The organism is Thermobacillus sp. (assembly GCF_003390775.1).
Lineage (GTDB): Bacteria > Bacillota > Bacilli > Paenibacillales > Paenibacillaceae > Thermobacillus > Thermobacillus xylanilyticus.
On record NZ_QEWA01000033.1, the window covers coordinates 158,723 to 179,077 of the forward strand.

Consider the following 20,355-nt stretch of genomic DNA (forward strand, 5'->3'; position numbering starts at 1 on the left):
CCTCTCCATGCCGGCCCCCGTCAGGGCAGACAAATCTCGAACAGATCGCCGTGTTGTAAAATTGTCGCGCTGTGCGTCCGTTCTTTCATGACGACCACATCCGGCCGTTCCCGCAGCCGTTCGATGTAGCCTTCGGGCACCTCGCCCGCGCCGCTGACCGTAATGCCTTCCAGCACGATCTCTTCGTTCTCGGCCGGCAGCGAAACGAGAATCTGTTCATACAGATCCGAGAACGATCCGAAGTCGCGCGTATAGACGGATATACAACGCATTGCGCGGCTCACCTCTGTCTTCAATGTCGAATGCGTGTATCTCCGAATAGTATGCCGTCAGCCCGACGGCCTCATGCGCTTTTTTCCTTCCTTGCACAGATCGAGCAGCGGACATTCCGGACAGTTCGGGCGCTGCGCCTTGCAATGGTAGCGGCCGAAGAAAACCAGCCGGTGATGCGTGATCGTCCATTCGTCCCGCGGCACGAGCCGCATCAGCTTCTTCTCGACTTCCAGCACCGAATCGTCGGGCTTCGCAATGCCGAGCCGCTTCGATACCCGCTCCACATGCGTATCGACGGCGATCGCCGGCACGCCGAACGCGTTGGAGATGACGACGTTCGCCGTCTTGCGGCCGACGCCCGGCAGTTCGACGAGCGATTCGTAGTCGCGGGGCACTTCGCCGCCGTGCTTCTCGATCAGCATGCGGCACAGCTTCTGGATATTGGCCGCCTTGTTCCGGTACAGGCCGATGCGGCGGATATCCTGCTCGAGCTCCTCGATCGGCACAGCCAGATAGTCTTCGGGCCGTTTGTATTTCTTGAACAGATCCGCCGTCACCTTGTTCACGGTCTCGTCCGTGCACTGCGCGGAGAGCAGCACCGCAATCGTCAGTTCGAACGGATTGCTGTGCACCAGCTCGCAATGCGCATCGGGGAACATTCCGGCGATCGTGTCCAAAATAGTGCGCATCTTGTCCGGCTTCATCGCTTCACCACTCCCGCTTAAACCCGTCCGCATCTTCAGACGCCTGCCGACAGCATTCGTTCGTAGTGTATCGAAAAATACCGGCAGCCGCAATATGTGCGAAAGAAACCGCCCCGGCATCCTTGCGGACGCGCGGGGCGGCACGGGTCAATTCAGCAAGTCTGAAATTGCAAGATTACAGCTTTTCGATTTCAAGCAGCTTGCCGTTATGAATGTACAGGGCGATCTTGTCGTCCATCTTCAGCGAGGTGACGGCGATCGTCTGCCCGCCGGACGTAATGAGCGTATCGTTCGACAGCTTGTACTGGTTCTGATCGTTCAGGCTGGTCTTGCGCACCTGAATCTCGTTCGCGGCGGCGTCATACTTCCAGAACGTCTTCACCTGTCCGGCGATGACCGTCACGACGTATTCGCCCGACTCGCTCGTCCGGATCTCGACGCGGTCATTCGCGGCCAGCGCGGCCGTGGACGTCGAGACGACGCCGTTCTTGACGATCTTGAAGTTCGCGCCGAGCGCGATATCCTCGACCGAACCGCCGTAAGCCGCGAACGAGACGGCGCCCGGCGAAGTCGAGACGATCTTGCCCACTTTCACGATAACCGTCTGCAGCTGGATCAGATCGCTGCCGGCGAACTCGGCGTTCACCGTCCGGCCCGCCGCCAGCTGGGACAGCGTTAGGCTGCTGCCGTTTTCGTCCAGAAGACGGGTATCGGCCGAGAGCGTGTACTCGCTCGTCACGCCGGCTTCCGAAGTGAGCCGCACCTTGCGGGCGGACGCGTCAACGGATGCCACGTTCATCTGCACGACGCGGTGCGCCAGAATGGCAAGCGCCTTGTCGAGATTCTGATCAAGCTGTACGGTGACCCGGTCGCCGGGCTTGAGATCCGAGATCGTCGCGCCCGCCTTGCCGGGGATCTGGACCGCCGGCGTCTGGTACGGGATGGTCACCGTACTGCCGTCATCAAGCTTGAGTACGATGCTTGAGCCGGCCGTATTCAGCGACTGCAGCGTGCCGGTATGGCGGTAAGCGAAACGGATCGTGATCGCCTGGTCTTCCGAATACGTAATCGTCACTTTGCGGCCTGCAACGAAAAACATTCTGGCCGCATCCAGCGACAGATACGAATTGTTCATTTCGATCCTTGTCTTGCTGTTCAGGGTAACGGCGGCGGGTTTGCCGTTCTGGTCCTTGAACGTCAGCGTGTCGTTCGACAGGTTGACGATCGACGCGCCGTTCACCGTCGTGATGTTCCGGCCGACCACTTTGACCCCCGTCACCTTGTCGCTGCCGTCAAGGGTCAGCTCGATCCGGTCGTCCTTGTACAGGTCGTCCCAGGACGCGGCGGCAAATCCCGGAATTTCCAGCGTCGCGCCGGAAGCGAGATCGCTGACTTCCTTCTTGTTGTTCACGGTATAGATGATCGAACTGCGGTCGGCGCTGAAACCGTCGAACAGACCGGTCACCGTCCGCGAAGCGCCGGATTCGACCGCAATTTGCGTGATCGCGCCGTTCTTCACCGTGTACGAGACGACATCGCCGCTGCGGAGATCGGACAGCGTGGCCGGCGATCCCTGTCTCGAAATGACCGCCGCGGCCGCGATATCCCAGGTTTCCGCCGCTTCGGCGCCGTCGTCGGCAATTTCGATTACGCCGGGCTGGATGCTGACAATTTTGCCCCGTCCCTGCTTGTTGACCGGCGCGGACTTCAGCTCGATCCGCACCGCCCGCTTCGACTCGCTGAACGTCTCGCGGAAGATGTCGACTTCGCTGTTCTCGGCCAGTGCAGACAGCCCGAGATTGCTTCCTGCGCGGTCCAGGACGGCCAGGTCGCTCTCGTATGGAATGGTCACGACGGGCGTGCCGACTTTCACATACAGCAGCCGCTCGGAAGAATCGATGCTGACGATGACGCCGGTCGTCTTCTCCAGCCGCTCCTCATTGTCCATCTGTTCGACGTAGAGCGCCCGCCGGCCGTCCGCGATGACGGCCGCCTGCGTATAGAGTTTCAGATTCGCAAGCGAGGATGCGCTCTCGGAATCAAAACGGTACACGGCCGTATCCGAATCGAGCGTGAACGTCTGCGTCGTGCCGTCCTCATGCGCAAGCGTCAGCTGCGTGCCGCTCAGCGAAGTCAGGATGCCGCTGTGCTGCCGCTTGTATTCGACGGGATACAGATATTGCGCGCGGCTCAGCATCGTCGCCAGCTCGGCGCGGGAAACCGTATTTTTCGGGGCGAACCGGTCGGCCGAAATGCCTTTCACAATGCCCAGTTCGACCGCGGCGTTCACATAGCCGACGTACATGTCGGAAATCAGCGAAGCATCCGCGAACGCGGGCAGATCCCGGGCCATCGCTTCCGCCTTGGCCGTCTCGCCGATCGCCCGGATGATCAGCTTCGTCACCCATTCCCGGGTTGCCGGTTTCGTTCCCCATGCCTTGTCCGGTTCGGATTCCGCAAGGCGGAACTCTTCCTTCTCCTCGATCAGCCCTTCATAGATCGCTTGCATGATGTACGGCTTGGCGTAGCCCGATACAATGAACGAATCCGGGAACAGCACCTGCGTATCCGGATCGACCTTCTCCGCCGCGCCGGTGAAGCGAAGCGCCATAAGCACCGCATCCTGCTGCGAGACGCTCGCGGCGGGATTGAATTTGCCTTCATAGCCCTGGACAATACCTTGAAGGTTCAGCTTCGTAATATGCTTTCTTGCCCAGTGGTTGTTCGGAACATCGGAGAACCCGGTGCCCGAAACCGGCAAGGGACTTTCGTCTCCACCGTCCGATACGCCGTCCGTTCCGGCATTCGCGCCGGCGTCCGTCGATTCCGCCTCCGTCCCCGTTTGTGCCGCGTCGTCGTCGGACTCCGCATAGGCCGCGCCGCCGCCTGCCAGCATCGAACAGACAAGCGCGGCAGACAGCCATTTCTTCCAATTATGTACTGCCATGAATGTTCGTTCCCCTCCCATCAAGTTCACCGGCATCCGCCGGTCCGCTATCAGCGTTTACGGCTCGTCTTGCATGGCTTGCGCAGTCCGGAAATTCAGGTCGTCGGGATAGGCTCCCCGTTCGATCGGATGAGGAAGCTCCTCATGTCCCATCAGACTTTCGGCCTGTTCGCCATCCACCAGAATTTCGAGCGCTTCGACTTCATCGAACTGGAAAGCCGACCGGGTAATCGCTTCGAGGGCCAGCGATTCGCCCATCGAACCGAGGCGCGCTTCGCCGGGCAGGGAGATGTCGACCGTCAGCACGCCGCCGTCCAGTTCGACCTGACGGAAGATCGCGTTCTTCCACAACGAAAATTCGCCGGCCGCCTCATCCTCCTGCTTGAGCGCCTCGATGGCCAGCCGGTAAACATCCCCCGGTCCGGCCGGTTCGATCGTCGTCTGTTTCTCGATCAGGCTGTTCATCTCTTCGTCCGAGACATAGTACTTCACCGTCACCGATTCCGGCTTCGTCTCCGGCTCGCCGTTCTGTCCCGCGGCCGGGGTGTTCGTGTCAGCCCCGTTTCCGGGCAATGCCGGTTCCGTTCCTTTCCCGCAGGATGCGATCAGCAGCATGGCGACGAGCAGCGCCGTCAATCCCGACATTTTCCGCACGCGATCACTTCCCTCCGTATGCTGTCAGGTACTCCTTGATGCCGGCGACGATCTCCGCGGCGATCCGGTCCTGCACCGATTCCGTGTACAGCAGCTTCGCGTCCTTCTCGTTCGACAGGTATCCGCATTCGAGCAGAACGGCCGGCATCTTCGTCTCCCGGATGACGACGAAATTCGCCTTGCGCACTTTTCGGTCCGGCAATCCGGTCGCCTTGACGAGATGCTTGTGCAGCACCTCCGCCAGCTTGAGGCTTTCCGCGCGGTTGTAGTAGGTCTCGACGCCGCTGACCGAAGAAGTGTAGCGATTGGCGTGGATCGAGATGAACAGGTCCGCGCCGAGGTTGTTGGCGTAACCGGCCCGCTCGTACAGACCGATGTACGTGTCGTCGCTCCGCGTCATGTAGGGCGCAATCCGGCTGTCCTGTTCCAGCAGCTTGTACACCTTGCGCGCGACGGCCAGATTGAACGTCTTCTCCCAATCGCCGGTCACGCTCGGCGCGCCGGGATCTTCTCCGCCGTGCCCCGCGTCGATGACGACCTTGTACTTCTTGTTCGGATCCGCTGCAGGCAATTCTTCCAGCACGAAATCGACATGAAGCGCGCCTTCTTCAAGCGTGATCTCGTAGTCCTGTCTCACCTTCAGATCGAATACGACCCGAACCGTCGAAGGATTGTTGCTGTAGTACGAATAGCGGACGCGTTCGAGCGCCCTCGTGTCGGTGATCAGTTCCCCCTGCGACGCCTTCCGGGCGGCAAGGTCCGCCATGATCTCCGGCGAAAGCGAGGCGTAGGGAATGTCGATGACAAGTTTCGTGCCTGACCAGAGCGGCTTGTTCGGCGTCATGGAACCCTGGAAAAGCACCGTGACGCGGCGGGCGCCGTCGAATTGGATCTCTTTCACGACGGCGAGCGCATCTGCCGGCACGGCCGGCAATTCACCGCCCGGTTCTTTTACTTCTCCATCTTCCGTCCCAATTCCTTCATCGCCGTCCGCATCGCCTTCATCCGGGTTGGCCGATTGCGGATTGTACAGGAAAACCGATTTCGAATACGAATCCCAATAGACCTGGAGACCGAGCTGCTCCCCGACAAACCTCAGCGGCACATAGGTGACGCCCTTGTCGACAAATGCGGCGGCCCCGAGCTTGAGTTCCCGGCCGTCGACCAGCGCGGTATCTTTACCAAAGGTCAGTTCGATGAGCGAACTGCCGTTCGAGATGCGGACCTGATCCGTGCCGGCGGTCCAATTGACGGTGTAGCCGATATCTTCGGCAATGACGCGGATGGGAACCATCGTGAAGTTGTTCACGACGCGCGGGCTTGCGCCTTCCGCGATCCGTACGCCGTTCATGTACAGGCTCGGCGGCTCGGCGGCATGCGATTCGGCTGGATACAGCGCAATGAGCGCGAACAACAGAGACAGCAACGCAACAATTCTCTTCATGGGTCCACCTCTGGCTGCGGAAATACTGCAAACGTAGAAGCTGATGTAGCCGAACGCTTGTCTGAAGGATTAGACGCCTGTACCTGAGAAAAGTTGCGAGATGTCGAAAAAGATGGGACCGAACGACTAAACCGCCGGAAATCTCCCGATTGCGCGTGATTTCGCGCATTTTCAGGTGCCTGACGCACGAGAGCCGTTCCGGAAAATCCGGAACGGCTCTTATCCGTCCGCGATCAGAACGGCTGTGCCGCGCGTCTTGCTTCGTACGCCGCGATCTTGTCTTCATGCTGCAGCGTCAGGCCGATGTCGTCCAGGCCGAGCAGCAGGAACTGGCGGCGATGCTCGTCGAGGTCGAATCCGATTTCGAGTCCGCGTCCGTCGGTGATTTTCTTCGCTTCCAGATCGACCGTGAGCTGGTAGCCTTCATGCTCGGCCGTGCGGCGGAACAGTTCGTCGACCTGCTCCTCGCTCAGCGTGACCGGAAGAATGCCGTTCTTGAAACAGTTGTTGTAGAAAATGTCGGCGAACGACGGGGCGATGACGACTTTGAAGCCGTAGTCGAGAATGGCCCACGGCGCGTGCTCGCGGGACGAACCGCAGCCGAAGTTCGCGCGCGAGATAAGAATGGATGCGCCTTTGTAGCGCGGCTTGTTCAGTTCGAAATCCGGATTCGGATTGCCGCTTTCGTCAAACCGCCATTCATAGAACAGGAACTGGCCGAAGCCGCTCCGCTCGATCCGTTTCAGGAACTGCTTCGGTACGATCGCGTCCGTGTCGACGTTCACGCGGTCAACCGGCGCGACGATGCCCGTATGTCGGATGAAAGGTTCCATCGTATATGCTCCTCTCCGTTCACTTTGCGAATCAGACCGTCAATTCGGTCTTGATCTTCCAATCCCGCACGTCGGTGAAGCGGCCCATGATCGCCGCAGCGGCCGCCATGGCCGGCGAGACGAGATGCGTCCGGCCGCCGCGGCCCTGGCGTCCTTCGAAGTTCCGGTTGGACGTCGACGCGCAGCGTTGGCCCGGCTGCAGCACATCCGGATTCATCGCCAGACACATCGAGCAGCCCGCGTCGCGCCATTCGAAGCCCGCTTCCTTGAAAATCTTGTCGAGGCCTTCCTTCTCCGCCTGCATCTTCACGCGGCCGGAACCCGGCACGACGATCGCCGTCACGCGCGGATGCACCTTGTAGCCGCGGGCAATCTCGGCGGCGGCGCGCAGGTCTTCGATGCGGCCGTTCGTGCAGGAGCCGATGAAAACGTAGTCGATCTCGATCTCCGTCATCGGCGTGCCCGGCGTAAGGCCCATGTATTCAAGCGCTTTTGCCGCGGCCTTCCGTTCGTTCTCCGTCGGGAAGCTGTCCGGATCCGGCACGCAGGACGTGATGTCCGTGCCCATGCCCGGGCTCGTGCCCCAGGTGACCTGCGGTACGAGCGATTCGACGTCGAACTCGACGACCTTGTCGAAGACCGCGCCTTCATCGGTGCGGAGTGTCTTCCAATACTCGACCGCCCGGTCGAAATCTTCGCCCTTGGGCGCGTACTCGCGGCCGCGCAGATATTCGAACGTCTTCTCGTCCGGCGCGATCATGCCGGCGCGGGCGCCCGCCTCGATCGACATGTTGCAGATCGTCATCCGCTCTTCCATCGAGAGCTCGCGGATCGCTTCACCCGTGTACTCGATGACGTAGCCGGTTGCAAAGTCGGTGCCGTACTTCGCGATCAGGCCGAGGATCATGTCCTTCGCCGTGACGCCCGGCTTGCGCTTGCCGACGAAGCGCACTTCCATCGTTTTCGACTTCGCCTGCTGCAGACATTGCGTCGCCAGCACGTGCTCGACTTCACTCGTGCCGATGCCGAACGCCAGCGCGCCGAACGCCCCGTGCGTCGACGTATGGCTGTCGCCGCACACGATCGTCTTGCCCGGCTGCGTCAGCCCGAGCTCCGGACCCATGACGTGCACGACGCCCTGGTCGATGTCGTTCAGGTCGAACAGCCGGATACCGAAGTCGCGGCAGTTCTTCGTCAGCGTGTCGATCTGCTGCTTCGAGATCGGGTCGGTGATGTTGAACCGATCCTTCGTCGGCACGTTGTGGTCCATCGTCGCGAAGGTCAGATCCGGACGGCGGACCTTGCGGCCGGCCATGCGCAGCCCTTCAAACGCCTGCGGCGACGTCACTTCGTGCACCAGATGAAGGTCAATGTAAAGAATGCTCGGTTTGCCCGGCTCCGAATGAATGACGTGGTTATCCCAGATTTTCTCGTACATTGTCTTCGCCATGCGATCACCCCATTGTCGGTTGCGCGGGAGCGCGGCGTCCCGCCTATGCTGGTTCTATTTTATCATGTTCTCATTGATTGAACAAAGATATAATAACTATATAGGCAATAGGTTTCACCTATAGCACCATCGGCTTTCTGATTCGAAAAACGGTTTCTTGCCTGAAGGAGCGTGCAAGATTCGTGGATTTGCGACAAATGCAATACGTCGTGCAGCTCGCGAAGGAGCGGAACTTCTCCCGCGCCGCCGAGAAACTGCATATCGCCCAGCCTTCGCTCAGCCAGCAGCTGTCGAAGCTCGAGAACGAACTCGGCGTCCTGCTGTTCAGCCGCACGACGAACAGTGTGGAGCCGACCCACGCCGGCACCGTCTTCATCGAGAAGGCGGCGGTCATTCTGGATGCCGTCGAGCAGCTCCGCCAGGAGATGGACGACCTCGCGCAAATGCGCAAAGGGCGGCTGATCGTCGGCAGCCTCCCGATTACGGGTGCGCATGTGCTGCCGCATGTTCTGCCCGTCTTCCGGGCGCGCTATCCCGAGATCGAAGTGACGCTTGTCGAAGATACGACATCGCGTCTGGAGCAGCTCACGGCCGGCGGACAGACCGACCTGTCGCTCCTCTCGCTTCCCCTCGGCGATCCTTCACTGACCTGGGAGCCGCTGATCGAGGAAGAAATCATCCTCGCCGTGCCGCCCCGCCATCGGCTGGCCGGGCGAACCGGCGGCGTGGAAGTGGCGGAGCTGTCCGGCGAGCCGTTCATCGTGCTGAAGAAAGGCCAGGGGTTTCGCAAAATTACGCTCGACCTGTGCCTTGAAGCCGGCATCGAGCCGCGCATCGTGTTCGAGAGCGGCAACATCGAGACGGTGCAGTCGCTGGTCGCGGCCGGCATGGGCATCGCCTTCGTGCCGCAGATGGTGGCGCGGGCGCCCGGCACGCCGTTCTCGCCCGTCTACCTGCGGCTTGCGTCCGCTCCGACGCGCACCCTCGTCATCGCCAGCCGCAGCGGCCGCTACCTGTCGAAAGCGGCGCGGGCGTTCATCGAGACGCTTCGGGAGACCGCCCCGGGAGCGGCCGCGCCGTCGCCCGGCAAGAGCGGCGGCTGACCGGCGGGGAAGTCTGGCAATGCGCGGGCTTCCCCGCCGGCCGGAAATCTCAGCGGCCGGATACGGCAGGCCCCCGCTTGTGCCGATGCAGCTTCGCCGCTTTTACGACGCTGCGAACCAGCGCGATGACGGCGAACGCCGCGGCGATGAGCGCGATCGCGAGCCAGGCGTTCCAACGGAGTTCGTGGAGCGCATACAGCCATGCGGCCAGACCGGACAGCGTCGCAAGCAGCGTCGGCACGGTCAGGATGACGCCGGCTTTGACATAATCCCCCCACCCGATCTTCACCTGCTTCGCGGACAGCACGTGCAGCCACAGCAGCGTGGCGAGCGAGCCGATCGGCGTCATTTTCGGTCCCAGATCCGAGCCGATCACATTCGCGTAGATGAGCGCTTCGCGGATGAAGCCCCCGGTCTCCGTGCCGGAGACGGCCAACGCGCCGATCATGACCGCCGGCAGATTGTTCATGCCGGAAGACAGCACGGCCGCCAGCAGGCCCATCGCGATCGTCGCCGCGTACCATCCCCATCCGGCGGCATGTTCGATGAAGCGGCTCAGCAGGTCGGTCAGTCCGGCGTTCCGAAGACCGTACACGACGACGTACATCCCGATCGAGAACACGACGATGCTCCAGGGCGCATCCCTGACAATCTGCTTCGTGTTGATGACCGGACTTCGCCGCGCGATGGCGAGCAGCAGGACAGCGGCGGCGCCGACCAGGGCCGATACGGGAATGTTCAGCGCTTCGCCGGCGAACAGGGAGACCAGCAGAATGCCAAGCACCGCCCACGCCCACCGGAACATCCGCGGATCCCGGATCGCTTCCTTCGGATGCTTCAGCCGGGACAAGTCATAGCCGGCCGGGATGCTCTTCCGGAAATACAGATACAGGACGAGCAGGCTGGCGGTGGCGGAGACCAGATTCGGCACGATCATCCGGCTCGCGTATGCGGCAAACCCGATGCCGAAGAAGTCGGCGGAAATGATGTTGACCAGATTGCTGATGACGAGCGGCAGCGAAGTCGTGTCCGCGATGAATCCGGTCGCCATCACGAACGGCACGACCGTCCGGGCGTCGAAATCGAGCGCGCGGACCATGGCAAGCACGATCGGCGTCATGATCAGAATGCCGCCGTCGTTCGTGAACAGCGCGGATACGGCCGCGCCGAGCACGATGATCAGCAGAAACATGCGCAGCCCGTCGCCGCGCGCCCGCCGCGCCATATGCAGCGCGGCCCATTCGAAGAAGCCGGCTTTCTCCAGCACCGACGAGATGAGCATGACGGCCACGAGGGCGAGCGTCGCATTCCAGACGATCCCGGCAACGTCGCCGACATCCCTCAAGTTGACCACCCCGGCGGCGAGCGCCAGCAAGGCGCCCCCCGACGCGGTCCAGCCGACAGGAAGTCCCCTGGGCTGCCAAATAATGAGCGCAATCGTGACTATGAAAATGGACAATGCAACCGCGGCCAATCGACGTCCCCCACACGCGCAGTCTTCCGGCCATGCGCACCGATTCGCGAAAATCCGTTGATCATTATCGCACAGCTCCCCGTCCGCGCACAACGGGAATTTCAAAGCCCTTCTCCCCGCCGGTCAGGCAAGGAAAAGGGCTTGTTGGCGCGGCTTCGCCGCCTATACCGGCTGCCCGGCATCGAGTTTGTACAGCGCCGGCCTCCGGTCTTCGAAAACGGGAATGCGCCGGCGCACGTCCTCCACCAGTTCCAGGTCGATTTCCGCCGTCAGGATCGTCTCCTCTTCGCCCGCTTCCGCGACGATTTCACCCCACGGATCGATGATCATCGAATGGCCGGAGAAATCCGTTCCGTTGCTGGACCCAACCCGGTTGCAAGCCGCGACGTACATCTGATTTTCGATCGCCCGCGCCCGAAGCAGCGTCCGCCAATGCTCCAGGCGGGGGTGCGGCCATTCCGCCGGCACGACCAGCAGTCTGGCGCCCGCAAGCGCAAGCGTCCGCGCCAGTTCGGGGAAGCGGATGTCGTAACAGATCATGACGCCCGCACGCACGCCGTCGATTTCCGCAAGGCCGATCCGCTGTCCGGGCCTCAGATGCTTCTCCTCGTCCATCAGCCGGAACAGATGGATTTTGTCGTATTCGCCGGCCGGCTCTCCGTCCCTGCCGAAAATCCGGATCGTGTTGTAGACGCCGTCCTCCCGGCGCTCCGCGATCGAACCGGCAATCACGTTCACGCCGTGCCGGCGGCTGAAATCGGATGCGAACGCCTTCGTCCGCTCGCCTGCCGGATCGGCAATCGTTCCGATTACCTCCAGCGCATAGCCGGTGTTCCACATTTCGGGCAGGACGATCAAGTCCGGCTTGTCCGCCGCCGCCTGCTCCATCCGTTCGGCCGCCCGTCCGAAATTCGCCTCCGGGCTGCCCGCATCTACGTGCATCTGCACGAGGGAAATCCGCATTTTCCGTCCCATCGCTCCGCCTCCTGATTTGCCGTGTTCTTCTCATATTACCCTGACATGGCGTCATGTCAAGTTGGCAACACTAACGGCAACATCCATCCCAACCCCTGACAAGGAGCTGATCCCATGCCGAGATCCCTGCTGGCCGCACTAATTGCGCTGGCGACTGTCCTGCTGCCGTCCGCCGGATTGCACGCGGCCGGGAAGACAGAGCGTTTGCCCGCAAGACCGGTGCAAATCTTTGACGTGAAAGCCGGCAAAGTCGTCCATTCCGTGGCGAACGACGAGGAATTCCAGCGGATGGCGCGCGAATGGCTGCAATCGGTGACCAGCCTGTCGCCGAAGCTGCAGCCCGGCGAGGAATGCGGCTACGTCTACCGGGTGCCGCTTGCCGAGCCCGGCGTGGTGCGGATCGGCGGTGCATCGATCACCGTCCGCGACATCTTCCTGTTCCATTGCGAACGGGAGAAGCCGATGCTGCTCGTTTTCGATTCGGGCAACCGGCCGTACCTGCTGAACTTCGACGCCGACTTGAGACCGTTCTTCCGCAAGATCGCCGCCCCGGGCGCTCCGAAGTAATAGCCGGATTGCGCACAGGCTGCCGGATGCCGCGGACTCCGGCATATTCCAGGGCCGGTTGCGGACCGGTCAACCGGCTGACGGGCGGCTCGAACGCCTGTCAGCCGTTCGCCTGTGGTCGGCAGAAGCCATCGGCCGGACCGTCTCACCGTGCGGTTGGCTTCATCACTCTCGTTCAGTCGATCCTTTATCGCCCCGTTCAGTCGGCCCATCTTAGCTAAGCGAAGAATCTTCCTCTAACTAGCCGAGCTTGTTCACTATCCGACTAAAATAATTATTCCGGGGTATTCCGACCGCTTCACACAGAAAAATAATCCTCAACCACTCGACAGCCCCGTCAATCCGTGCTAGATTAGGATATTATGCCTTCCGCCGCCCGTCCGGTGCTTCAGTCGGCCGGCGGGCGCGGAAGCGAGCGGGAGTGGTCATGGATGAAGCGACAGATCGCCCGCATCCGCGTCGAACCGGCGGCGCGGATACAGGAGCTGCCGACGCAATTTTTCGCCAACTTGTCCGCCAAGGCGGCGGCCCGCGTGGCCGAAGGATACGACGTCATCAATCTCGGGCAGGGCAACCCGGACCAGCCGACGCCGCAGCCGATCGTCGACCGGCTCAAAGCTGCGGCCGACAATCCGCTGTATCACAAATACCCGCCGTTCAGCGGCTACCGCTTCCTGAAAGAAGCCGTTGCCAAGCGGTATGAGGAAGATTACGGCGTCAAGCTCGATCCGGACACGGAGGTCGCCATTCTGTTCGGCGGCAAGACCGGACTGGTCGAGATCAGCCAGTGCCTGCTCAATCCGGGCGACGTCTGCCTCGTGCCGGATCCCGGCTATCCGGACTATTGGTCGGGCGTGGCGCTGGCCGGCGCGCGAATGGTGTTCATGCCGCTCGCCGAGTCGAACGGTTTTCTGCCCGACTACGGCGCCTTGAAGCCCGAAGATCTGAATCGCGCCAAGCTGATGTTCATCAACTATCCGAACAATCCGACGGGCGCCGTCGCCGATGCCGCCTTCTACGCCGAGACGGTCGAGTTCGCCGCGCGGCACGGCATCGTCGTCGCCAGCGACTTCGCCTACGGTGCAATCGGCTTCGACGGCAAGCGTCCGGTCAGCTTTCTCGAAACACCGGGCGCGAAAGAAGTCGGCGTCGAGTTCTATACGCTTTCGAAGAGCTACAACATGGCCGGCTGGCGCGTCGGATTCGCGCTGGGCAACGCCGATGTCATCCGCCTGATCAATCTGATTCAGGATCATTACTATTGCAGCCTGTTCGGCGCCATCCAGGAAGCGGCGGCCTACGCGCTGACCGGACCGCAGGATTCCGTCCGCGAGCTGTCGGCGATGTACGAGCGGCGGCGCGACACGCTGTTCCGCGCCCTGGACAGGATCGGCTGGAAGGCCTCGAAGCCGGGCGGTTCGTTCTTCTGCTGGCTGCCCGTGCCCGCCGGGCACTCCTCCGAATCGTTCGCCGACCTCGTCTTCGAACAGGCGGACGTCGTCCTCGCCCCCGGCGTCGGATTCGGCCGGTCCGGCGAAGGCTACGTGCGGCTCGGGCTGCTCGCCGACGAAGCGCGGCTGGAGGAAGCCGCGGCGCGAATCGGCCGCCTCGGGCTGTTCGGCTGATAACGGGACGAACGGCCCCGGTGCTTGCGCCAACTTTACACTGATGCCTTTTCGTGATAAGGTAATAGCAAACAATCCGATAGGATAAGCGTAATGACGGGACCAGTAAGCATGTTCCAGGCGCGTTCAGAGAGCGGAATCGAAGGCTCCGGCGGGCGGATGCCGCCTGCGGGCCTTGGCTGCGAGAATCCGCCGCGCTCCGTGCTGAACCCACCCCCGAACGGCCGGCGACGAGCCGGACAGCTTCCTGCTGTTATCAGGATTCAAGTCGGACGGCGACCTTTGCGCCGTCAACAAAGGTGGTACCGCGGAAGCGCAGACTTTCGTCCTTTACGGGCGAAGGTCTTTTCTTTTTGAGAGCCTGACAGCACAACACGTAAGGAAGGATCGAGATGAGCGAACGCATCGTCGTCAAGATCGGCTCAAGCTCCCTGACATCCGATGAAGGCGGCCTGAACCGGGCCCGCGTCGACTTCTTCGCCGGCGAACTCGCCGCGCTGCACCGCACCGGGCGGCAAGTGCTTCTCGTTACGTCGGGCGCCGTGGCCGCCGGATTCCGGAAGATCGGCTACCCCGCCCGGCCGAAGCAGCTGCACGAGAAACAAGCGGCGGCGGCCGTCGGTCAGGCGCTGCTCATGCAGGCCTACCAGGAAGCGTTCGGCGAAAGCGGCATTGTCGCTGCGCAAATTTTGCTCACACGGCACGATTTCTCGAACCGGCAGCGCATCCACAACGCGCTGATGGCGCTCGAAGAGCTGATGCGCCGGGGCGTCATTCCGATCATCAACGAGAACGACACCGTTACGGTGGAAGGACTGAAATTCGGCGACAATGACAACCTGTCGGCGCTCGTCGCCAACCTCGTCCGGGCGAAACAGCTGATTATTCTGACCGACACGGACGGCCTGTACACCGATGACCCGCGCCGCAACCCCGAGGCCGAGCGCATCGAACGCGTCACCGAGATCTCCGAGCGGATCATGGCCATCGCGGGCGGAGCCGGCAGCTCCGTCGGCACCGGCGGCATGCGGTCGAAGATCGAAGCGGCGCGCGTCGCGATGCGCGGCGGCGTCCAGGCGTTCGTCGGCAAAGCGAGCGAGCCCGGCGATCTCCTCGCGGCGGTCGAAGGAAGGGGCCGGGGCACGTATTTCGACACCGACTCGCACAATTTGTCCATGAAGAAACAGTGGATCGGTTTTCACTCGACCCCGAACGGCCGTATCACCGTCGACGCCGGCGCGGCCAGGGCGCTCGTCAGCGAAGGCCGCAGTCTGCTCCCCGCCGGCATCGTCGGGGCTGAAGGCGAATTCCACCCGGGCGACGTCGTCGAAGTCGTCGACACGGACGGCTTGCCGATCGGCCGCGGCGTCGTGAATTACGCCTCGTGGCAGGTGCAGGCGGCCGCCGGCCTCAGCACCGATGAAGTGCGCAAACGGGTCGACGTCGTCCGCATTGAAGTCATTCACCGGGACGAATGGGTATCGTTCCCGCGCTGAAACTGGAATCGGATCAACCGTCATTTCAACACCTGATTGCCCAATGGAGGGATAAACGATGAGCCAAACGACGATTCTCGAAGTGAAAGCGAAGGCGCTGGCGGCCCGCGCCGCGCTGCCGGAGATGAACCGGCTGACAACGGCGCAGAAGAACGAGGCGCTGCTCGCCATGGCCGACGCGCTCGTGCGCGAGCAGGACGCCATCATCGCCGCGAACAAGGAAGACCTGGAGCGTGGAAAGGTGAGCGGCACCTCCGCTTCCCTGCTCGACAGGTTGAAACTCGATGAGAGCCGGATTGCCGGCATCGCCGAAGGGCTCCGGCAAATCGTCGAGCTGCCCGATCCGGTCGGCGAAGTGCTCGAGACATTCGAGCGTCCGAACGGGCTGCGCATCGAGCAGGTGCGCGTGCCGCTCGGCGTCATCGGCATGATCTACGAAGCGCGGCCGAACGTCACCGTCGACGCGGCCGGGCTCTGCCTCAAGACCGGCAACGCCGTCGTGCTGCGCGGCGGATCGGCGGCGATCGACTCGAACCGCCGGATCGTCGACGTGCTGCGCCGCGCGCTCGCCGGCACTGACGTGCCGCCGGACGCGCTGCAGCTGATCGAGGACTCCGACCGCCGGTCGGTCGACGCGATGCTCAAGCTGAACGGCCTGCTCGACGTCATCATCCCGCGCGGCGGCGCCTCGCTCATCCGCAACGTCGTCGAGAACGCGACCGTGCCGGTCATCGAGACGGGCGCCGGCATCTGCCACACCTTCGTGGACGAAAGCGCCGATCCGGAGATGGCTTCGCGCATCGCGTTCAACGCGAAGGTGCAGCGCCCGTCGGTGTGCAACGCGATGGAGACACTGCTTGTCCACCGCAATTTCGCGGCCTATCATCTTGAACGTCTGCTTCAGCCGCTGGCCGAAGCCAATGTCGAGCTGCGCGGCTGCGAGGAGACGCGCCGCCTCTTCCCCGCCGCACGGCCGGCGACGGAGGAAGACTACGCGACGGAATACAACGATTACATCCTGAACGTGCGGATCGTCGGCGGTCTGGATGAAGCGTTGGCCCATATCGGGAAGTTCGGCACGCGCCATTCCGAATGCATCGTGACCGAGGACCGTCTCAACGCCGATCGGTTCCTGCAGGAAGTGGACGCCGCGGCCGTCTATCACAACGCGTCCACCCGGTTCACGGACGGATTCGAGTTCGGCTTCGGCGCCGAGATCGGCATCAGCACGCAGAAGCTGCACGCCCGCGGTCCGATGGGACTTCCGGCGCTGACGTCGACGAAATACCGAATCCGCGGCAACGGCCAAATCCGGGTCTGACGAAGGAGTAGCTGATGATGACACTGAACTGCCAGGCAGAAGGAGCCGCAGACGGCCCGATCGGACGCAAACTTTGCTTCTACGGCGCCGGTTCGATGGCCGAAGCGATCGTGCGCGGCCTCATCTCCGCCGGGCTGGCGAAACCGGCCGACATTGTCATGTTCAATCGCGCGAACGCGGCCCGTCTCGACGAACTGCGCGCCCGGTACGGCGTGGGCACTGCCGCGGACGACAAGGCTCGGGAACAGGCGCTCCGCGAAGCGGACGTCATCTTCCTGTGCATGAAGCCGAAGGACGCGGCGGATGCGCTGCGCCGCCTCTCCCCCGTCCTTCGGGACAGACAGCTGCTGATCTCCGTCATCGCCGGGCTGTCCATCGCCGCCATCGAACAGCTCATCGGACGCCGGCTGCCGATCGCGCGCACGATGCCGAACACGTCGAGCACGATCGGCCTCGGCGCAACCGGCATCAGTTTCAACGATGCGGCATCAGACGCGCAGCGGGAGCTTGTGCTGAACATGTTCCGAGCAATCGGCATCGCGCGCGTCGTCGACGAATCGCTGATCAACGCCGTAACGGCAGTGTCGGGCAGCGGCCCCGCTTACCTGTACTACATGATGGAAGCGATGATCGATACGGCCGTCTCGCTCGGACTCGCCGAAGACACGGCGCGGGCGTTGACCGTGCAGACCGTGCTCGGCGCGGCGCGCATGGTGCTCGAAACCGGCGAGGAGCCGGCCGAGCTGCGCCGCAAGGTAACGTCGCCCGGCGGCACGACGCAGGCGGCCATCGAGACGTTCGAGCGGCTTGATTTCCGCGGCGCGGTCGGACAAGCGATGCGCCGCGCGGCGGAACGGGCCGGCGAGATGGGCGCGGAACTGGAAAGGAGCATTGAGTCATGAGCGGATATTGCCGTGCAACCTACCGTTGTTACGATGAGAAAGCCGATTTCGGCAAGAAAGCGCAAGGCATCGCCGTCGGTCTCACCGTCGGCAGCTGGACCGACCTGCCGGAAGCGCGCAAGGCCGAGATGGAGAAACACCTCGGCAAAGTCGTCTCCGTCACCGAGGTGCCGGCGGCGGAGTCGCCCACCGGCGAACGGTACGCCGACATCGTCATCGACTATCCGGACATCAATTTCAGCCGCGACATTCCGGCGCTGCTCGTCACCGTGTTCGGCAAGCTGTCGATGGACGGACGGATCAAGCTGATCAATCTCGATTTCTCGGAAGACTTCCTGTCCGCCTTCCCGGGACCGAAGTTCGGCATCGAGGGCGTGCGGAAACAGCTCGGGGCTTACAATCGTCCGCTTCTCATGAGCATCTTCAAATCGGTCATCGGCCACGACCTCCCGAATCTGAGGGAGCAGTTCTACCAGCAGGCGCTCGGCGGCGTCGACCTGATCAAGGACGACGAGATTCTGTTCGAGAACCCGCTGACGCCGCTTGAGAAGCGCGTCGAGACGTGCATGTCCGCGGCGGCCGAGGCGAAACGTGAAACCGGCCAGGAGCTGCTGTACGCCGTAAACCTGACCGGTCCGACGTTCAAACTCGCGGAGAACGCCAAGCGGGCGATCAGAGCCGGCGCGAACGCGCTGCTCTTCAACGTGCTCGCCTACGGTTTTGACGCGCTCGCCGAGCTGGCCCGCGATCCGGAGATCCGCGTGCCGATCGCCGCGCATCCCGCGGTTTCCGGCGCCATCTATCCGTCGCCGCATTACGGCATCGCCGCGCCGCTTCTGCTTGGCAAGCTGATGCGGCTCGCCGGCGCCGACCTTGTCCTGTTCCCCTCCCCCTACGGCTCGGTCGTCATGCCGAAGGAGGAGAACATGGCGATCAAAGACGCGCTGACAAGCGACGGGCTGCCGCTCCGGAAGAGCTTCCCGGTCCCGTCGGCCGGCATTCACCCCGGCCTCGTGCCGCTCATTCACCGGGACTTCGGCCTCGACGTCGTCGTCAACGCGGGGGGCGGCATTCACGGCCATCCGCTCGGCACGGCCGCCGGCGGCTGCGCCTTCCGGCAGGCAATCGACGCCGTCCTGGCCGGCGAGCATCTGCGTGAAGCCGCTATGCGGCACGACGAACTGCGGGCGGCAATCGAGGCATGGGGGATTAAGGAATGACGCAGGTGAACGAACGGATCATTTTCTGCGACTTCGACGGGACCATCACGATGAACGACAACATCGTCGCAATCATCCGCCATTTCGACCCGCCCGGCTGGCAGCAGATTGTGGACGACGTCATCGCCGAGCGAAAATCGATCCGCAAGGGCGTCGGCGAAATGTTCCGGCTGCTGCCGACATCGAAGAAGGACGAGATCATCGATTATGCGGTCAACAATGCGGTCATCCGCGAAGGCTTCGCGGAGCTGATCCGCTTCTGCAGGTACGAGGGCATCGATTTCTATGTGACGAGCGGCGGCATCGACTTTTTCGTCTACCCGATCCTTGCCCGATTCGACATCCCGCGCGACCGTATCTTCTGCAACGGCAGCGATTTCTCGGGCGAGCGCGTCGAAATTACGTGGCCGCATCCGTGCGAGCCGCCGTGCACGAACGACTGCGGCATGTGCAAGACGACGATCATGCGCCGCTTCCCGCCCGAGCGATGCGAGCGGATCGTGATCGGCGACAGCGTGACCGATTTCGAGGCGGCGAAACTGGCCGACGTCGTGTTCGCGAGGTCGCATCTGACGGAAAAATGCAAAGCGCTCGGCGTGCCCTTCACGCCGTTCGAAACGTTCTACGACGTCATTGACGCGCTCGAAGAAAGGGTGGAATCATGAGCGGCAACGCATTCTTGAGCCTCACAACCGAAGAGAAGCAGCGCGCCCTCTCCGAACTCGGGGAACTGAAGGCGACGCTCGCCTCCCGCGGCCTGTTCGCGGGCACGAGCGGCAACCTGTCCGTGCGCGTCGGCGAATACCGGCCGGAGCAGTTCCACTTTGCCATCACGGCCAGCGGCAAGGACAAGTCCCGCTCGACGCCGGAAGATTTCCTGTTCGTCGACCAGGACGGCAAGCCGGCCGAGGCCACGGGGCTGAAGCCGTCTGCCGAGACGCTCATCCATTGCGAGATTTACCGGCTTACGGGATGCGGCGCCATCGCCCACGTCCATACCGTGTACAACAACGTCGTCTCGGAATGGTTCTGGGAGCGGCGCGCGGTGCCGGTGCACGGCGTCGAGCTGATCAAGGCGTTCAACATCTGGGATGAGGAAGCATCGATCGACATTCCGATCGTGCCGAACTACGCCGACATTCCCCGTATCGTGCCCGAGGTGACGGATCGGCTCGATCCGCGCATCCCCGGCATCCTGTTGCGCAAGCACGGCATTTACGCCTGGGGGCGGGATGTGCAGGAAGCGAAGAAACATCTCGAAGCGTTCGAGTTTCTGTTCGAGTACGTTTATCGTTGGGAACTGCTCCAGGGCAGCCGGCGATAAATGCAAAGCCCGGACATCACCACCATGTGATATCCGGGCTTTG

The 20,355-nt window shown here is 62.5% G+C and carries 18 protein-coding genes; 9 read left to right on the forward strand and 9 right to left on the reverse strand.

All coding sequences use genetic code 11. The annotated features are described in order from the left end of the window. Positions 1-20: 20 nt before the first annotated feature. From C6W55_RS06845 to leuC, 7 genes are all read right to left on the reverse strand, one after another. Entirely contained in the window at positions 21-272 is a 252-nt protein-coding gene (locus C6W55_RS06845; RefSeq protein ID WP_286892051.1) for an NAD/NADP transhydrogenase alpha subunit, read from the reverse strand. A 57-nt stretch (positions 273-329) separates the two neighbouring features. Then, positions 330-977, reverse strand: coding sequence for an endonuclease III (nth, locus tag C6W55_RS06850; protein WP_286892052.1), 648 nt, complete (start codon positions 975-977; stop codon positions 330-332). A gap of 175 nt (positions 978-1,152) precedes the next feature. Further along, on the reverse strand, positions 1,153-3,924 hold the full coding sequence (locus C6W55_RS06855) for an S-layer homology domain-containing protein (RefSeq protein WP_286892053.1): 2,772 nt from the start codon (positions 3,922-3,924) through the stop codon (positions 1,153-1,155). Positions 3,925-3,981: 57 nt separating this feature from the next. Then, positions 3,982-4,569: a GerMN domain-containing protein gene (locus tag C6W55_RS06860; RefSeq protein ID WP_232427793.1), complete on the reverse strand. Its 588-nt coding sequence runs from the start codon at positions 4,567-4,569 to the stop codon at positions 3,982-3,984. A gap of 13 nt (positions 4,570-4,582) precedes the next feature. After that, positions 4,583-6,022 carry an N-acetylmuramoyl-L-alanine amidase gene (locus C6W55_RS06865; protein WP_015254673.1) on the reverse strand — a complete coding sequence of 480 codons (1,440 nt, stop codon included), beginning with the start codon at positions 6,020-6,022 and terminating at the stop codon, positions 4,583-4,585. 233 nt (positions 6,023-6,255) lie between these two features. After that, a complete protein-coding gene (leuD, locus tag C6W55_RS06870; RefSeq protein ID WP_015254674.1) occupies positions 6,256-6,855 on the reverse strand; it encodes a 3-isopropylmalate dehydratase small subunit in 600 nt (199 codons plus the stop codon). 31 nt (positions 6,856-6,886) lie between these two features. After that, positions 6,887-8,305: a 3-isopropylmalate dehydratase large subunit gene (gene leuC, locus C6W55_RS06875; protein WP_015254675.1), complete on the reverse strand. Its 1,419-nt coding sequence runs from the start codon at positions 8,303-8,305 to the stop codon at positions 6,887-6,889. Positions 8,306-8,487: 182 nt separating this feature from the next. Here leuC and C6W55_RS06880 point away from each other — a divergent pair, with 182 nt between their 5' ends. After that, the gene (locus tag C6W55_RS06880) at positions 8,488-9,408 is read left to right on the forward strand and encodes a LysR family transcriptional regulator (protein WP_286892054.1); all 921 of its coding nucleotides are present in this window, start codon (positions 8,488-8,490) and stop codon (positions 9,406-9,408) included. Positions 9,409-9,457: 49 nt separating this feature from the next. Here the strand turns inward: C6W55_RS06880 and C6W55_RS06885 are convergent, their stop codons facing one another. Both C6W55_RS06885 and C6W55_RS06890 read right to left on the reverse strand, forming a co-directional pair. Continuing rightward, positions 9,458-10,882, reverse strand: coding sequence for an arsenic transporter (locus C6W55_RS06885; protein ID WP_286892055.1), 1,425 nt, complete (start codon positions 10,880-10,882; stop codon positions 9,458-9,460). Between the two features lie 162 nt (positions 10,883-11,044). Next, entirely contained in the window at positions 11,045-11,857 is an 813-nt protein-coding gene (locus C6W55_RS06890; RefSeq protein WP_015254678.1) for a carbon-nitrogen family hydrolase, read from the reverse strand. A 114-nt stretch (positions 11,858-11,971) separates the two neighbouring features. On the opposite strand from C6W55_RS06890, the gene C6W55_RS06895 reads away from it, so the two are divergent. From C6W55_RS06895 to mtnB, 8 genes are all read left to right on the forward strand, one after another. Further along, positions 11,972-12,424: a hypothetical protein gene (locus C6W55_RS06895; protein ID WP_286892056.1), complete on the forward strand. Its 453-nt coding sequence runs from the start codon at positions 11,972-11,974 to the stop codon at positions 12,422-12,424. Positions 12,425-12,855: 431 nt separating this feature from the next. Then, the gene (locus tag C6W55_RS06900; protein ID WP_015254680.1) at positions 12,856-14,049 is read left to right on the forward strand and encodes a pyridoxal phosphate-dependent aminotransferase; all 1,194 of its coding nucleotides are present in this window, start codon (positions 12,856-12,858) and stop codon (positions 14,047-14,049) included. Between the two features lie 392 nt (positions 14,050-14,441). Continuing rightward, complete coding sequence (gene proB / locus C6W55_RS06905; RefSeq protein WP_286892057.1) at positions 14,442-15,545, forward strand: glutamate 5-kinase; 1,104 nt, start codon at positions 14,442-14,444, stop codon at positions 15,543-15,545. Positions 15,546-15,603: 58 nt separating this feature from the next. Then, on the forward strand, positions 15,604-16,866 hold the full coding sequence (locus C6W55_RS06910) for a glutamate-5-semialdehyde dehydrogenase (protein ID WP_286892058.1): 1,263 nt from the start codon (positions 15,604-15,606) through the stop codon (positions 16,864-16,866). A gap of 17 nt (positions 16,867-16,883) precedes the next feature. Further along, positions 16,884-17,768, forward strand: a complete 885-nt coding sequence (gene proC, locus C6W55_RS06915; protein WP_286892086.1) for a pyrroline-5-carboxylate reductase — start codon at positions 16,884-16,886, stop codon at positions 17,766-17,768. Beyond that, a complete protein-coding gene (locus tag C6W55_RS06920; protein ID WP_286892059.1) occupies positions 17,765-18,988 on the forward strand; it encodes a 2,3-diketo-5-methylthiopentyl-1-phosphate enolase in 1,224 nt (407 codons plus the stop codon). Before proC ends, C6W55_RS06920 begins: the two co-directional genes overlap by 4 nt. After that, the gene (locus tag C6W55_RS06925) at positions 18,985-19,653 is read left to right on the forward strand and encodes a 2-hydroxy-3-keto-5-methylthiopentenyl-1-phosphate phosphatase (RefSeq protein ID WP_286892060.1); all 669 of its coding nucleotides are present in this window, start codon (positions 18,985-18,987) and stop codon (positions 19,651-19,653) included. The genes C6W55_RS06920 and C6W55_RS06925 overlap by 4 nt, the downstream gene beginning before the upstream one ends. After that, a complete protein-coding gene (gene mtnB / locus C6W55_RS06930) occupies positions 19,650-20,312 on the forward strand; it encodes a methylthioribulose 1-phosphate dehydratase (RefSeq protein WP_286892061.1) in 663 nt (220 codons plus the stop codon). The genes C6W55_RS06925 and mtnB overlap by 4 nt, the downstream gene beginning before the upstream one ends. The last annotated feature ends 43 nt before the right edge of the window (positions 20,313-20,355 follow it).